Origin of the sequence: Pedobacter psychroterrae, from assembly GCF_004331695.1 — a bacterium.
Lineage (GTDB): Bacteria > Bacteroidota > Bacteroidia > Sphingobacteriales > Sphingobacteriaceae > Pedobacter > Pedobacter psychroterrae.
In genome coordinates, this window is record NZ_SJSL01000002.1 from 909854 (window position 1) to 924986 (window position 15133).

The 15133-nt window shown below is 42.9% G+C and carries 14 protein-coding genes; 7 read left to right on the forward strand and 7 right to left on the reverse strand.

What is annotated here, in order from left to right; translation table 11 throughout:
• Positions 1-37: 37 nt before the first annotated feature.
• Positions 38-3595 carry a chemotaxis protein CheB gene (locus EZ437_RS12270; RefSeq protein ID WP_131596305.1) on the forward strand — a complete coding sequence of 1186 codons (3558 nt, stop codon included), beginning with the start codon at positions 38-40 and terminating at the stop codon, positions 3593-3595.
• On the opposite strand, the gene EZ437_RS12275 is transcribed toward EZ437_RS12270, so the two are convergent.
• From EZ437_RS12275 to EZ437_RS12295, 5 genes are read right to left on the reverse strand one after another with little or no spacing between them, the layout of a single operon-like run.
• Positions 3575-4603 carry a glycoside hydrolase family 130 protein gene (locus EZ437_RS12275; RefSeq protein ID WP_131596306.1) on the reverse strand — a complete coding sequence of 343 codons (1029 nt, stop codon included), beginning with the start codon at positions 4601-4603 and terminating at the stop codon, positions 3575-3577. The genes EZ437_RS12270 and EZ437_RS12275 overlap by 21 nt on opposite strands.
• 21 nt (positions 4604-4624) lie before the next feature.
• A complete protein-coding gene (locus EZ437_RS12280) occupies positions 4625-5056 on the reverse strand; it encodes a universal stress protein (protein ID WP_131596307.1) in 432 nt (143 codons plus the stop codon).
• 54 nt (positions 5057-5110) lie between these two features.
• On the reverse strand, positions 5111-6121 hold the full coding sequence (locus EZ437_RS12285) for an MlaD family protein (RefSeq protein WP_131596308.1): 1011 nt from the start codon (positions 6119-6121) through the stop codon (positions 5111-5113).
• Positions 6122-6132: 11 nt separating this feature from the next.
• Positions 6133-6876 (reverse strand): ABC transporter ATP-binding protein, encoded by a 744-nt coding sequence (locus EZ437_RS12290; protein ID WP_131596309.1) that lies wholly within the window; start codon positions 6874-6876, stop codon positions 6133-6135.
• Between the two features lie 5 nt (positions 6877-6881).
• Positions 6882-7652 carry an MlaE family ABC transporter permease gene (locus tag EZ437_RS12295; RefSeq protein ID WP_131596310.1) on the reverse strand — a complete coding sequence of 257 codons (771 nt, stop codon included), beginning with the start codon at positions 7650-7652 and terminating at the stop codon, positions 6882-6884.
• 35 nt (positions 7653-7687) lie between these two features.
• Here EZ437_RS12295 and EZ437_RS12300 point away from each other — a divergent pair, with 35 nt between their 5' ends.
• From EZ437_RS12300 to EZ437_RS12315, 4 genes are read left to right on the forward strand one after another with little or no spacing between them, the layout of a single operon-like run.
• Positions 7688-8365: a DUF1003 domain-containing protein gene (locus EZ437_RS12300; RefSeq protein WP_225869565.1), complete on the forward strand. Its 678-nt coding sequence runs from the start codon at positions 7688-7690 to the stop codon at positions 8363-8365.
• A gap of 59 nt (positions 8366-8424) precedes the next feature.
• Positions 8425-9306, forward strand: a complete 882-nt coding sequence (locus EZ437_RS12305) for a L,D-transpeptidase scaffold domain-containing protein (protein WP_131596311.1) — start codon at positions 8425-8427, stop codon at positions 9304-9306.
• Positions 9306-10151 carry a universal stress protein gene (locus EZ437_RS12310; protein ID WP_131596312.1) on the forward strand — a complete coding sequence of 282 codons (846 nt, stop codon included), beginning with the start codon at positions 9306-9308 and terminating at the stop codon, positions 10149-10151. Before EZ437_RS12305 ends, EZ437_RS12310 begins: the two co-directional genes overlap by 1 nt.
• Positions 10152-10172: 21 nt before the next feature.
• On the forward strand, positions 10173-10892 hold the full coding sequence (locus tag EZ437_RS12315; protein ID WP_131596313.1) for an LOG family protein: 720 nt from the start codon (positions 10173-10175) through the stop codon (positions 10890-10892).
• Positions 10893-10932: 40 nt separating this feature from the next.
• On the opposite strand, the gene EZ437_RS12320 is transcribed toward EZ437_RS12315, so the two are convergent.
• Together EZ437_RS12320 and EZ437_RS12325 are read right to left on the reverse strand one after the other, a co-directional pair.
• The gene (locus EZ437_RS12320; RefSeq protein WP_131596314.1) at positions 10933-11718 is read right to left on the reverse strand and encodes a DUF6920 family protein; all 786 of its coding nucleotides are present in this window, start codon (positions 11716-11718) and stop codon (positions 10933-10935) included.
• 40 nt (positions 11719-11758) lie between these two features.
• The gene (locus EZ437_RS12325) at positions 11759-12247 is read right to left on the reverse strand and encodes a universal stress protein (RefSeq protein WP_131596315.1); all 489 of its coding nucleotides are present in this window, start codon (positions 12245-12247) and stop codon (positions 11759-11761) included.
• A 391-nt stretch (positions 12248-12638) separates the two neighbouring features.
• On the opposite strand from EZ437_RS12325, the gene EZ437_RS12330 reads away from it, so the two are divergent.
• Positions 12639-13379 carry an SDR family NAD(P)-dependent oxidoreductase gene (locus tag EZ437_RS12330; protein ID WP_131596316.1) on the forward strand — a complete coding sequence of 247 codons (741 nt, stop codon included), beginning with the start codon at positions 12639-12641 and terminating at the stop codon, positions 13377-13379.
• Positions 13376-15133 (forward strand): arsenical pump-driving ATPase, encoded by a 1758-nt coding sequence (gene arsA, locus EZ437_RS12335; protein WP_131596317.1) that lies wholly within the window; start codon positions 13376-13378, stop codon positions 15131-15133. The genes EZ437_RS12330 and arsA overlap by 4 nt, the downstream gene beginning before the upstream one ends.

Below are 15133 nucleotides of genomic sequence, written 5' to 3' on the forward strand. Positions count from 1 at the left end.
CCATGAAAAATATAATTGCCAGTAACCATTTAGGGTTATGAATGAACCAGAATACATTATCGCGATCGGTGCTTCAGCCGGTGGCCTGGAAGAAATCAATTCTTTCTTTGATCATACCCCACTGGATGGTGTGTCTTATATTGTTGTCCAGCATCTTTCCGCTTCCTTTAAGAGTAGAATGGTTGAGGTACTGGCTAAACACAGCAAGCTGGTTGTAGAAGAAGCTACCGATGGCAAGCTCGTGGAGTGCAACCAGGTTTACCTTATTCCGCACGACAAATACATGACCATTGAAAACAACAGGTTGCATTTAAGAGATAAGGATAAAGCCAGTGGCGCGCACCTGACCATCAACATATTTTTTAATTCTTTAGCCGCAGACAGCGGAAATAAAGCGATTGGCATCATTCTTTCCGGTTTAGGAAGCGACGGATCTGATGGTTTGGTTGCCATCAAAAATGCCGGTGGAATGGTAATGGCCCGGAATCCGGAAACCTCCGCTTTTCCCAGTATGCCATCTAAGGCCATCGCTACCGGAATGGTAGATTTTGTATTGGAGCCCGCGGCAATGCCGGGAGCAATAGAAGATTATGTAAAACATGAGGGTGTTTTGCAGGCGGAGAGCCATAACGATGAAGTTAGCCTTAAAGCAATAGTGGAACTGATCAGGCAGCGTTCCCCTCTTGATTTTTCAGATTATAAATCCTCTACCATATTAAGGCGCACCAAAAGAAGGGCGGCTTACCATGATTTTAAGACGCTCGCAAAATACCTGGAATTTTTAGAGTCCTCCCCGGAAGAAATTGAGTTGTTGTCAAAGGATTTTTTGATCAGTGTCACCTCTTTTTTTAGAGACACGGAAGCTTTTGAATACATACGGCATAATATATTGCCGGGAATCTTGAAAAAACTGGCTCCAAAGGAAGAACTGAAGATCTGGGTGGCGGGTTGCGCTACCGGTGAAGAGGTGTATTCCCTGGCTATGCTGATTGCCGAACAACTGACCAATGGACTCGAGCACACAGTGGTTAAAATATTTGCAACCGATATTGACAGTGCTGCATTGGTTCATGCAGGAAAGGGCATCTACCAGCAAGAAACGATTAAGGATGTATCGCCCGAACGGCTAAAAAGGTATTTCATAAAAGAGGGGAATCAATACCGGATCAGTCCGGTTCTGCGCAAGATGGCCATTTTTGCGCAGCATGATCTGGTCAAAAACCCGCCGTATTGTAATATGCATTTTATAAGCTGTCGCAACCTGCTGATTTACATGGCGCCTGTGCTGCAAAAAAAGATATTTTCAATGCTGTTGTTTGGGCTTAAAATGGATGGCTACTTGTTTTTAGGATCCAGTGAAAATCCCATGCCGATCATCCAGAACCTGGAAGTGGTGAACAAACAATACAAGCTGTATAAGAACATAAAGTCAAACCGGATTGTCAGCTTTGATGCTTTTTCAATGCCGGATTCACTTGAGGTCAGAAATAAACCTATCTATGCGGGCCAGGAGGAAGTGAACAACAATCCGCTACAATCACTCTCCGAGATGATGCATACCAGCCTGGCTAACGAGCAGGATTATCTGGTGGTTTGCGTGGATGAAAACAAAGAAGTAATAAAATCCTACGGAAATACCACAAAATATTTGCTACCTAAACATTTTGAATCTAATCTTGAGCATTTATTGCCAAAAAAACTAAGCATGGCCTTCAATACCTTAAGCATTAAGGTACTCAAGACAAATGAAAGAGAAAATCTGAACGGAATAAAAATAAAGCTGGCTGATTTAATCGTAAAAGTAAATATAACTGTTAGTCCTCTGGTTAGTAAGAGCAAACAGCAAAAACTGCTCATGGTGACTTTGACAACGGACAAGTCGTTTAAAGCCAGTGTTGAAGAAAGCGCTGATTTTGATGAGAAAGTCTTCCATGATGAGTATACCCTTAATCTGGAACAGGAACTAAACGAGGTAAAGGAGAAACTCAGTTCTGCTTATCAGCAGCTGGATGCTTCCAACGAAAATATGCAGTCCTTTAATGAGGAAATGATCTCTGCCAACGAGGAAATGCAAAGCACAAACGAGGAAATGCAGTCTGTCAACGAAGAATTGGATACGATCAATTCAGAATACCAACTGAAAAACAAGGAGCTATTGGAGACCAATGATGATCTGAATAACTATTTCAGGAGCAATATCAACGGGCAGTTGTTTATCAATAATGAACTCCTTTTGATGAAGTTTTCGCCAGGCACGGTAAAACAGATCAACCTGCTTGAAACCGATATCGGCAGGCCGCTGAGTAACATTACGACCAATATAAAGTTTGAGACGATCATTGAAGACATAAAAAACGTGCTTCGCGAGGGAAGTGTCATTACCAAAGAGATCGAAACCAATAATGGAAAATGGTACCAGGTGATGACTATGCCGTATTTACGCCAATCCGATCAAAAGAACAGCGGTGCGATCATTACTTTCAACGACATTACCGAACTCAAAAAGACCCAGCTGGAGCTTGATATCAGCAGTAAAATGCTTGGAATGACCATAGATGCCGCGGAATTGGGTATATTCTCTATTCATGCAAGGACAAGGGAGTTTCAACCCTCAGCGCACTTTAAAACAATTTTTGGTTTCCATTCAACCGAAGAGTTAAGCTATCAGGCAGTCATTGAGCGAATCGAGGAGGACTATCGGAAAATATTTTCTGACGCGATTGATAACAGCATAAACGAAGGTGATAAATGCGATTTAGAACTGCCTATAAGGGATTTTCATGATTCCCGCTTGCGCTGGGTAAGGATAATTGGGAATCTTTCCTACGATCATGAAAAAAGTCCGGCCTATTTCACCGGAGTGTTAAACGACATCACCGTCCATAAACAGGACGAACTCCGAAAAAATGACTTCATCGCAATGGTAAGCCATGACTTAAGGTCGCCCCTTACTTCAATTCAGGCATACCTGCAATTGATTACTTTAAAAGTTAAGAAAACAGATGATTCCTTTGTTCAAACTTCGCTATCCAGGGTAAGCGTCTTAATTAAAAAGATGAACAGCATGATTAACGGGTTTCTGACTGTTTCCAGTTCGGAAGGAGGAAAAATTCACCTGGATTCGGAGATTTTCCATATGAACGGTTTAATTGACGAAATTATTGAGGAGTCTATCCTCGTAAATAAAGGAATTGATATTGTCTTCACTAAAGGACCAGACTTGACACTGGAAGCGGATCGGGATAAAATTGGCCAGGTACTGAATAACTTTTTGAGTAATGCCATCAAATACTCTCCAAATCAGAAGGTAATTGAGATTTCCGTAGAGAAGACGGCGGGAATGGCACAAGTATGTGTGAAAGATAAAGGATTGGGTATAAAAATTGAGGATCAGGCAAAATTATTTGACCGCTATTTCAGGGTAAACAGTGTGGATACGAAATCTGTTTCAGGCTTTGGCCTGGGACTGTACCTGTCGGCTGAGATTATAAAACGTCACAACGGGAAAGTCTGGGTGGAAAGTAAGATCGGCAATGGCTCCTCATTTTATTTTAGCCTGCCGGTTGCAGAAAAGTTATTGCCTAAAGCTCAGTAACTCATTGATAAGCATGGGTAAGTTTACTGAGGCGCAGGCGATTTGTTCATCTGCGGCACCATAATAAACATAAATGGTATCTTCAAACAAGGCGGTACCCGATGGAAAACATACATTATTCACTTCGCCTGATAACTCCCACTGGGTTTCAGGCTTGAACAAGGGATAAGGAAGCCGGGCGATTTCTGTTTCGGGATGCTCCAGATCCAGTAATGCGGCACATGCGCAATATACATACCCTTCGGTGGTGTCATGAACCCCATGATAAATGACAAGCCAGCCTTCAGCTGTTTCTATTGGCGGACACCCTCCTCCGATATAGCTGACTTCATGTGCATATTTGGGCGCCAGAACGATATGACTATTAAAATTTAACAGGTAGTTTTTCCAGAATGTTTCGTTTAAATCCGAGATTTCATTGATACTGGCGATTTGTATATCCGGTTTGATGCGGTGCAGAAAGTACAGCTGACCATGTATTCTCCTGGGAAAGAAAACCAGGTCCTTATCCCAAACCAGCAGCTTGACATCCATCATCACCTCAGTTTTATCGTGAGAGAATCTTGAATATTTTTCATTGAGCTTCCCTGTATTCTCCGCAAGGGCCTTAAATTCGGGAAATGATATTACAGGAACGATAGTGCCATGTCTTTCAAAAGTCTTTAAATCCGCTGATGTGGCCAGGGAACCTAAAGCATTGAAACCATCAAAGGCGGTATAGGTCAGGTAGTATTGCTCATCTATTTTTACGATCCTGGGGTCTTCGATTCCTTTTGATTCACTGTCTCCTATGGGCGAAAGGACCGGGCAATCGCTTCTATAGGCGATCTCCAACGGACCGTTCAACCGGCAAAAGCCAATGGTTGAGTAATTGCCTTTGCTGACTGCCCTGTAAAACAGGTGGACCACTCCATTTAGTTCAACCGCAGCAGGATTGAGTACCGCCTCACTTTCAAAATCCAGGGCAGTCTTTCTCAGAATAACACCTTCTTTTTTTACTTGTATCAAAATATACGATTTAAGTTTTTATTAACTGGTGACCGGAATTACAATGACGGTTTTTTTGGAATGCCTGATCACATCTTCAGCAACGCTGCCCAATAATAAATGGGGCAATCCCTTCCGCCCATGTGTGCCCATGACGATGATATTTGCTCCCCATCTTTCAGCGGTTTCCAGGATTACCTTATAGGGTGTACCTGTCTTCACAAAGCTTTTTACCGGAAATGTTTTGAAGACATTTTCAATCACGGCGAGCTGACTACGGTTCAAATTATGTTCCATCATATCATCCAGCTCCCTTGGTGTGGGAGGATCTTGATCAGTGGGATCATCAGGGTCGACGATACTGACCAGCGCGACTTCCGCATTCAATTGTCTGGCAAGTTGAAGGCCATTCATTGCAATTCTCTCTGCACTCGGGTTATTGTCAATGGCGATTAAGATTTTATGAAATTCCATTTGATCGGGTTTATTGATACGGTAAATTATTTTTTCCCGGTGCGGCCACCGGCATTATTTCTTTTGTGATACTTCAAGTAATCTGGCCTGCTCCTTTTTCTTTTGACGCTCCAGGCCTCTGAAGTATCCCCTGAACAAAAAGTTATGTTTCAGTGCTTCCATGTTCTGATTGAATCCATCTGTACCTTTCTGCAAATTCTCCATGGTCAGGCTGATGTTTTTGGCCATTAATGAGTCTTTTAATAAGGTGTTGACCGGACCTTTTCCATCTGTAAGGGTGTGACTCAAATCTTTAACCGTGGCATTCATCTGTTTGGTCATCTCATTGGCATTAATACTGGCGCTTCTAATTTGCAGGACTGCATCCTGTAGGGTTGCGGTCATTAACGTGTCGGTAAGCAACATCCCGGCAGTTCCTTTGCCTTTTCTGATACCGCTCACCAGCTGGTTTAATTCAAAAGTCATTTGGTTGGCATTGCTTGTAGTCTGATATATCTTTTCCAATGAGCCTTTCAAACTGATTCCAATAGCTTCATCGTTGATCAGTTTCAAAATTGCGCTGCTGTCGATCCGCATTACCGTTCCTTTAAGCACTTCCGATATACTGGCTACATTGTTATTGGTCTGAGATAATTTCTCTATGATCTCATCCATATTGGCCATGTTCTTTGCCTGCAGGAGATCTCCTTCGGAAACCTTTTGGCTGACACCCTTGACAGGGCTGATGTTGACCACTTTATTTCCCATAAGGCCTTCGGTACCCACAGCAGCAACTGCATTCTTATTGATAAATGATTTCACTTTGCTATTGATCTGCATGATCACTTCAATCGTGCTGTCGTTAATGAGTTCAATTTCTTTTACTGTTCCGGCTTGAAGCCCGGAAAAAAGCACGTTATTGCCCTCTGTCAGGCCATTCAAATTGGAGAACCTCACTTTAAGTTTAAATTCGTTGCCAAACAGGTTTTTATTTTTGCCGATGATGAAAAAGGCCAGTATGAGCAGGACTAACCCTGATAGCACAAATGCCCCGAGCTTAATATTATTTACTTTCTGATTTGCCATTTTATGTGATTTTATTCAAAAAACTGTTTGATATTCTGATCTGTTGACTGTTCCAATTCCTGATAGGTTCCCTGGATATAGCATTTTCCTTCCAGCAGCAATACCACTACATCAGCGGTATTTTTTACGCAGTTCATATCGTGGGAAATGATGATGGAAGAAGTATGGTTCTTCTTTTGCAGTTTTAAGATCAGGTTTTCGATTTCCCTTGAAGTGACCGGGTCTAACCCGGTTGTGGGCTCATCATAGAGAATGACCTCGGGCCGCAGGATCATGGTTCTTGCCAGGGCAACACGCTTCAACATTCCACCTGAAAGCTCGGAGGGCATCATGTCCAGGGTATGGAGCAGATCTACATTTTCCAGGGCCTCACTGACTAACCTGTCCACTTCTTCTTTTTTTATGTCAACCCAATGCCTTAAAAGTGGGAACTCTAAATTTTCCCGGATCGTCATGGAATCATAAAGCGCATTGCTCTGAAACAGAAAACCTATTTTCGAACGGGCCTGGTCCAGTTCATCCTCGTTCATCCCCGGGATATTTTCCTCAAATACATGGATGCTTCCGCTATCAGGCGCCAACAGGCCGATGATACATTTAATCAGCACAGATTTACCTGAACCCGATTTACCCAGGATGACAACATTGCTGCCTTTTTCTACCGTCAGATTAAATCCATCCAGTATGACTTTATCGCCGAAACCTTTGACCAGATCTTTGATCACAATTACCGACTTACTTTTTACTGCTTCCATAAGTATTAATTAAGTCCCAGTAATTCAGTGATCTGAACTGCCAGTAGGTCAATGATAAAAATCAAAACAGAGGAAAGAACCACAGCTGAATTGGCTGAGACTCCGACTCCCTGAGTGCCTTTGCTCGAATTAAAGCCCTTATAACATCCTACGATGCCCACTGCAAAACCAAAAAATAACGTTTTAATGATAGCAGGTAATACATCGCTAAAATCCAGGCTTTTAAAAACTTGGAGAAAGAACAGATCAATACTGGTTACCGAGCGTATGTTTACGCCCAGATACGCACCAAACAAGGAAATTCCATCTCCAAGAATAGTAAGCATGGGCAACATTAATGTGGTTGCCAAAACCCGGGTGGCAACCAGGTATTTATAAGGCTTAATGCCGCTTACCGTCATGGCATCTATTTGCTCGGTCACTTTCATCGAACCCAGTTCAGCGCCTATGCTGCTGCCAATCTTTCCGGCAAAAATCAAGGCAGTGATTACTGGTCCAATCTCCCGCACTATGGCCAGGCCGACCATTACCGGCAACTGCGATTCGACCCCATACTCAACAAGAGAGGGTCTGAGTTGCATAGTAAGCACCAGTCCCATAATAAAAGCAGTCAATGCAACCAGGGGAAAAGACAGGTAACCAATATTGTAACATTGGTTTAGTAATTCTCTGTTCTCATACCTGGGCTTCATGCCCACTGAAAAGAAGCGGCCGGTAAAACGGGCTATATTTCCGGTCTCATCAAGAAATTTCTTAAAACTAACGATTAGCGCCATGGCTGTAAAGGTAAGGCCGGGTAAAACTCCCTGCCATGACCGCAGCACGAAGCCTGATGATGCTAATCATTGTACAGAGTGACTGTAGTCATTTTCCTCCCGATATAAGTGCTGCATTTTTGCCATTGAGGTATTACGGCCTTTCGAAAATATGCAGAATGGAAAATAAATCAGATGATCTGGTCTCCAAAGACGAAAATGAGTTTCTGAGTAAACTTCATAAAATTGTCGCTGAAACCATTAAGGAAGAAGATCTCATCCTCAACAATCTGCTGCATCCCGCAAAGGATGTGCTTTCCGGGGGTCAAAAACTTTCCGATCAGGTCGCCCGCTTTGGCGGTAGCTGGAAGTTCATTATACTTTTTGGGATCATCCTGATCCTTTGGATCATTTATAACGTCACTGCCATCGGTAGCAAGGCATTTGATCCCTATCCTTTTATCCTGATGAATCTCATTCTCTCCTGCATTGCCGCGCTTCAGGCACCTATCATCATGATGAGCCAAAACCGAAAAGAGGAAAAAGACCGGATGAGGAGCGAGAATGATTACCTGATCAATCTGAAAGCGGAGATGGGGATTCGCAGTTTACATCAGAAAATGGATCTTTTGCTGGGCGAGCAGATTAAAAAATTATATGATCTACAGGCTATTCAAATCCAGAAACTGGAAGAAATGAGCGGAAAACTGGATTCAAATCATAAGCTTCCATGATGCTGATCATGGTTTATTGAGTTAATAATCAGAATATTTGATCGTTAATTCGAACGCTTATGAAAACTGTTTCGGCCATTTTCTTCCTGTTGGTCCCCTTGCTACTTATTCTCAAGCCTTCTCAGGGACAAAGTGTTTCCTTTTCCAGGGAACTGTCTGCACAGCTAAATGACAGGACTAAACAATCCAAATTGTACTACCGTAAATCGGTGAAAGGGTACTATCAGCAAAATGATTTTAAGCCTGCCTGGATCAAAAATAAAGATCAGCCAAAACAGACCTTTTCGGCCATGATGCTGCTGGACTGTGTACTCCAGTTCGGGCTGGCGCATGCGGATTACCATCCGGATGAGTTGATCTATGACAATCTGCAGACCATGATCGACACACCTGAAAAGGTAAGTGTCCAGCAGCGCGCGCGGTTTGATATACTTCTAACTGATGCCATCATCACTTTAATCAATCACCTGCATTATGGGAAATTGAACCCCGATTATTCAGCAAAAAGAATTGATGGTCTAATTAATTTGTCTGGCTTTAACGCAATTACTGAACTCACAAAAGCAAACGGCGAAGGGGATTTTATGGACGCCATATTAACTGCGCAGCCAAAATCAAAAGCCTATGCCGATCTGCAGCGCTATATGCGACTCGTCAAAGGACAGAATGCAGGCGATTGTTATGAAGTGCCTGAATGGGAAATGAGAAAAGTCGCCATCAATATGGAGCGGCTGCGTTGGTGGGAGTTTGGCGGAAAGAATGCCCACCAGAGAAAAAAACCTTACCTGACTTGTAAAATAAAAGATGGGCTTCCGGTATTTAATGAAGACATCAGGAAGCTGGATCCGGCCCTGGAAGCTGCGCTCTACAACACAGCGAAGCAGCAGCCAAAGAAAAAAATTCCGCTGATCCTACCTAACATACATCTTAAAAAAGACTGATGAAAACTATCCTGGTCACAACCGACTTTTCGGCGCCCTCACAAACCGCCGGCCGTTTCGCATTATATCTGGCCAATGCGCTGAAAGCAGACCTTACTTTGTGTCATGCGGTAAAAAGGGTTATTGCCTCCGTAAGCCCTGTTTTGACTGATCAATACGCAGAACAAAGAAATTCGGCATTAGAACAACTCGAATTCCAGGCTTTGGATTTAAGGGCAGATCAGCAGGAATCGGGTATTTCAGGGCTGCAAATTGATTGTTGTAGCGCTCCCGGGCCGATAACGGATCTGGTGAGTAGCCTTACTGTGCAAAAAGAAATAACTTTAGTGGTCATGGGTATGTTTGGTGCGGGGATGATAAACAGGATTTTGTTAGGCAGTAACAGTCAGGATTTGATCAATAGCGCTAACTTTCCGGTGCTGCTGATCCCCTTTAAAAAGTTTCCGGAAAAAATCGATAAGATAGCCTTTGCAAGCGATTTAAGCACAGGAGATATCGGTCTGATCAATTCCCTTGCTGGATTTGCCCGTGCTTTTAACGCTGAAATCCTGATCGTTCATATCGGTGAAACAAAAGTGGACCAGGCCCAGGTGGACAGCTTTTTAAGTGAGGTGACCGGTAAAGTCAAATATCCCAAAATTTATTACCGTCATGTTGAAGACAAGAACGCCAGCCGCGGGTTAAACTGGATTGCCAAGAACGGTTTCATTGATATATTTGCTATGGTACACCGCAAACAGCATTTTCCTGGTAATTTGTTCAGCAGCAGTCATACACAAAAGCTCTCCCGGGATATTGAAATACCGCTGCTGGTTTTCCAGGAAAACCAATACCCGGTATTTTAAGACAGTAATAAAAATAATTAAATGAATAAATCAGAAATCGTTTTTTTGAGCGGCCCCCACTCCAGGTGGACTGAATTGAAGTTCACCGTAAACATTCTGATAGAAATGATCAGAGGGTTTCGTGCGCTTCATTTTATCGGCCCCTGTATTACTGTATTCGGATCTGCCCGTTTTAAGCAGGATCATCCATACTATGAGCTTACCAGAAATGCCGGCGCAGCATTCGCAAGACTGGGGTTTACCATTCTTACCGGTGGCGGTCCCGGGCTGATGGAAGCTGCTAACCGTGGAGCCAGAGAGGCGGGCGGACGGTCGGTCGGCTGCAATATACAACTGCCTGTAGAACAGAAACCCAATCCTTATCTTGACAAATGGGTTTACCTGAAGCACTTTTTCGTGCGTAAGATCTTGCTGGTAAAATACTCCTTTGCATTTGTAGTCATGCCCGGAGGCTTTGGTACTCTTGATGAATTCTTTGAAGCATTGACCCTGATCCAAACCCGCTCCATCAGGAATTTTCCAATCATTATATTTGGAAAATCCTACCACCAGGAACTAATTGAACATATTGAACTCATGAAGAAAAACTCAACTATCGGGGCGGAGGATACACATTTGTTCCTGGTTACTGATAGTATAGATGAGGCGGTAGCTTTAATTATGGAAAAGAGCATTAAGGAATACGGACTGCGGCCGGAGAACAAGGTTAAGCCTTTCAGCTGGCTTTTCGAGCACAAATAAATTTCTGGTCAGTTAGGGATATAGGCCAGTCATTATGGAGTTAAAGCTCAGCAATTGCAGTATGATTGAATTCAACAGCTTCGATCTCCCCTTTAAAGTATTCGAAGTCTCCCTGGCTGGTATGCCATATTGCGCTGAATTCACTTGGAATCCTGATGCCATTCCTGTTTACATAATTTTTGGCCGTCGCGGTCCAGGGTGTTTGTAAATACGTGTTGTTCTTAGTCATATACCTGTCCTGGGTTCTGAACTGAGTGCATTCATGGTCAGAGTTGAACTGAAATATTCCTGCAGCTGTTATTCCGTTATAGCTGATCATCCCCTTTAAACTAAAAGGACCAAGAACTTCCCATGTGATGTATTTTTGTAAAGCGTAATGCGGAACGATCATAGTTTCAGCCAGTACAGTAACTAATTCCGCTTGATCCATTTCTTTTCCTTTGACGTCATTAACGGTAAACATTCCTAGGATTTTAACGCACATACTGCCCCGGCCATCCTGAAATTTGTCAAGTGCCTCAACTGGTACCAAGCCATACATTTTCATACTCATATAGGCCAGCCTTACCGGCCTGCATAAAAAGTTCATCTGGCAGCAGGACATGGATTTCCATTTCGATCCGGCTGTAAACCTGATGGCTGCATTTTTCCATTTGATGTGCGCGCACTCTGCTTTTTCAGTTCCAGAATAGCCACAACGCTGGAAAAACTGCTTCAGCAGCTCTGGTAAGCTCTCAAAGGAGTTAAGATCAGCCGGCGCTGCATAAGCACATCGCTGACCTGCTAAATTAATGGATTGCAGAAATACCTTTTTAAGCGGGAGCATATAGCATGTAGAATTTATATTTAAAATGAAAGGATTTGCGTTAACATAACAGACATTCTGATTCAGGTATAATCAGGGTTGGGCACTTCACCTTATTGAGGACCTCGGCGATTTCAACGCCAAAAAGAACATCATCATTACCATTGGCTTTGCAACCGCCCATTATAACCATAAGGATGTTTTTTTTCTCCGTAATGATCTCGCACACATTTTCCGCAATGGTGCCTTCGTTACTCAGGCTGTTGATTGTTGGCTTGAATTCCTTATTATTGTCCTTAATGATGCTTTCTAGCCGGGCTGCCTCCTTGTCAAGGCTGATTTTACTTTGCTGGGACAATAAAGTCTGATCGCCGGAGGACCATGAGTCAAAGCCCTGGTCTGGGATGAGGTAGGAATTAAACAATATAATATTGGCATGAAGCTGCCGTGCCAGAAGGACCGCGTAGTCAGCAGCATTCTTTGCGCTCCCGCTGAAATCTGTTAATACCAGTATTGATCTGTTGGTGTGAAATATATCTTTTGTGTTCATGAGTCTTGCTATTTCTATAAAGTTGAGATTATATGCGTTTTTGTGCAATGATTTAGATCATGGCAAACATTGATCCTATACAAGACATAGTCATGACGAGCATCATTTGTTGCAGGAGTTGAGATGGGTATTTGTTTTCTGAAGATGACCTTTACAGCCAAATAAAAATGAAAAACAGAACATGATATAAATAACATTTATGAAAACAATATTACCAGATTTTACATGCCTTAAATTCTGGCGAGGCATAGTTGATTTTTAATTGATGTTAAAACCTGTTTGATTTCCATAACATTTATGGGTCTCATGTTTTGTATCATTTAATGCGATGATCCAAATCATGGTTAATGAAAGCCTACGGAACTAGCTTTGGAGAAGAAGAAATCATAAGATGAAAGATAAAACAGTGATCATTACAGGTGCCGCATCCGGAATCGGAAAGGCGGCAGCACTATTATTTGCATCGGCAGGAGCCAATGTAGTTGTGTCAGATATTCATGAACAGGAAGGAATAAAGCTAGCGGAAGAAATATGCGCCCAAGGCGGCAAGGCATCATTTTTTAGAACGGATGTTGCCATTGCTGCCCAAATGGAAGCTTTGGTGAGTTTTGCAGTAAAAACTTATGGTAAACTGGATGTCGCGGTAAACAATGCGGGGATTGGCGGAGAGCAGAATCCTATTGCGGATATGAGCATTGAAGGGTGGCAGCAAGTTATTTCCGTAAACCTGAACAGCCTTTTTTATGGGATGAAGTACCAGATTTTTGCCATGCTGCAAAGTGGCGGTGGCAGCATTGTTAACATTTCATCCATTTTAGGGGCAGTTGGTTTTTTGGGGTCTGGTGGCTACAGTGCAGCAAAGCATGGCATTATCGGATTAACACAAACCGCGGCATTGGAATATTCTGCACAGAATATCAGAGTAAATGCGGTTGGTCCGGGTTTTATTGATACGCCGTTACTGAATGCCCTTGATGCGCAGGTCAAAAACCAGCTTGTTGCCATGCATCCTATTGGCCGGCTTGGCAAGAGCGAAGAAGTGGCCGAGCTGATATTTTGGCTGGCCAGTGATAAATCCTCATTTGTTACCGGAAGCTATTATCCAATTGACGGAGGTTATCTTGCTAAATGACAAATTCAACAACATATTTGTTTTTTACCGGAAAAGGCGGTGTAGGAAAGACATCTTTAGCATGTGCTACCGCAGTTGAATTAGCGGATTCAGGAAAGGTTGTCCTATTGGTAAGTACTGATCCGGCATCTAATCTGAAGGATGTATTAGAATGTGCGGTAGATGAAAACATTAATCCGGTAAATGGAATCAAAAACCTATTTGCGGTCAACATCAATCCCGAATATTCAGCCGAAGAATACCGTAATAGGGTAACAAAGTCTTTTGAAGACACTGCAACACAGGATGAAATAAAGAAAATACGGGAAGGCCTATCTGGAGCGTGTACAACCGAAATTGCTTCATTTGACGAGTTTTCTCGTTTTGTATCGGGTGAAATAGAAGGTGAAAAATTCGATGTCATTGTCTTTGACACCGCTCCCACCGGACATACGTTGCGGCTACTTGAACTACCCGCTGCCTGGTCAAGTTTTACTGAGCAAAACCCTAATGGAGCTTCCTGCCTGGGGCCAACTTCTGCGCTCAAAAGCGGAAGAGAAAGATACCACAAGGTTGTAAGCAAGTTAAGAGATTCTTCTCTGACCACTTACTATCTTGTTTCAAAGCCGGACAAAGCTTCGTTAAAAGAGGCTTCCCGAACGAGCAATGAACTGAAAGAACTTGGCATGTTCAATCAGCGCTTATTGATCAACGGTGTATTTAAGTCGGTTGAAAAAGATGACCTGCTTGCCGGTAAGATCGAAGCGATGGCAACTGATCAGCTAGGGTCTGTACCTGAAAATTTGAAGTTATTGCCGCTTAAAACGTTCCCTCTTTTGCCGTACAACGTATTGGGGATTGATAAGCTCCGTTCTCTTTTCAATGTTGAATTGCAAAAAGCAATTTCCGAAAGGGTTCCATCGAATGCAGAAGTCTCTCCCCAGAGGTTACAAGGCATAGATAGGTTAACTGAAGAGCTATGTTTGAATCAGCATCACGGACTCATTATGACAATGGGCAAAGGGGGAGTAGGCAAAACCATTACCGCTTCCGCAATTGCGGTATTATTGGCGAGAAAGGGCTTTGAAGTACTTTTAACAACAACTGATCCTGCGGCGCACCTCCAAGATTTTATTGCGCAGTTAGGAGGACTGCCTGCATCATTAACAGTGGAACGGATTGACCCAAAAATAGAAACGCAGCGGTACATAGAAAATATATTGGAATACAGAGGGCAAGGAAAGTCGGAAGACGCCAAAAAACTGATTTCAGAAGATTTAAAATCTCCATGCACAGAAGAAGTGGCCGTTTTTCACGCTTTTTCAAAAGCCATCAATATGGCCAAAAGAAAATTTGTGGTCATTGATACCGCGCCAACTGGACATACACTGCTGCTGCTGGACACTGCCGGAAGCTACCATCGAGATATCATGAAAAACAACAGCAATGCGAGCCGACTTAAAACGCCATATATGTTTTTACAGGATCCGGTGCTATCCAAAATAATTTTGGTTTCATTACCAGAAACGACACCGATGCGTGAGGCGGCCTCCTTACAAATGGATCTAAAAAGAGCGGGTATTGAACCCTATGCATGGGTAATAAACCAAAGCCTTGCCATGCTTTCCGGTATTTCAGATCCTTTACTTAAAAGTCGTGCTCATGCCGAATTAGAAGTTATCAATGTGATAAAAACAACTTATGCGGAGCGGATATTTGGAATACCATTCATTGCAGAAAAGAATATCCTTCCAATACTTTTAAATGGACGGTAA

Bases quoted from the DNA above. Each gene is read 5' to 3' on its own strand.
- EZ437_RS12330 (WP_131596316.1), top strand. From the start codon at position 12,639: ATGAAAGATAAAACAGTGATCATTACAGGTGCCGCATCCGGAATCGGA.
- EZ437_RS12320 (WP_131596314.1), bottom strand. From the start codon at position 11,718: ATGCTCCCGCTTAAAAAGGTATTTCTGCAATCCATTAATTTAGCAGGT.
- EZ437_RS12280 (WP_131596307.1), bottom strand. From the start codon at position 5,056: ATGGAATTTCATAAAATCTTAATCGCCATTGACAATAACCCGAGTGCA.
- EZ437_RS12290 (WP_131596309.1), bottom strand. From the start codon at position 6,876: ATGGAAGCAGTAAAAAGTAAGTCGGTAATTGTGATCAAAGATCTGGTC.
- EZ437_RS12270 (WP_131596305.1), top strand. From the start codon at position 38: ATGAATGAACCAGAATACATTATCGCGATCGGTGCTTCAGCCGGTGGC.
- EZ437_RS12305 (WP_131596311.1), top strand. From the start codon at position 8,425: ATGAAAACTGTTTCGGCCATTTTCTTCCTGTTGGTCCCCTTGCTACTT.
- EZ437_RS12315 (WP_131596313.1), top strand. From the start codon at position 10,173: ATGAATAAATCAGAAATCGTTTTTTTGAGCGGCCCCCACTCCAGGTGG.
- EZ437_RS12285 (WP_131596308.1), bottom strand. From the start codon at position 6,121: ATGGCAAATCAGAAAGTAAATAATATTAAGCTCGGGGCATTTGTGCTA.
- EZ437_RS12310 (WP_131596312.1), top strand. From the start codon at position 9,306: ATGAAAACTATCCTGGTCACAACCGACTTTTCGGCGCCCTCACAAACC.
- EZ437_RS12325 (WP_131596315.1), bottom strand. From the start codon at position 12,247: ATGAACACAAAAGATATATTTCACACCAACAGATCAATACTGGTATTA.
- EZ437_RS12295 (WP_131596310.1), bottom strand. From the start codon at position 7,652: ATGGCGCTAATCGTTAGTTTTAAGAAATTTCTTGATGAGACCGGAAAT.
- EZ437_RS12300 (WP_225869565.1), top strand. From the start codon at position 7,688: ATGACCGCAGCACGAAGCCTGATGATGCTAATCATTGTACAGAGTGAC.
- arsA (WP_131596317.1), top strand. From the start codon at position 13,376: ATGACAAATTCAACAACATATTTGTTTTTTACCGGAAAAGGCGGTGTA.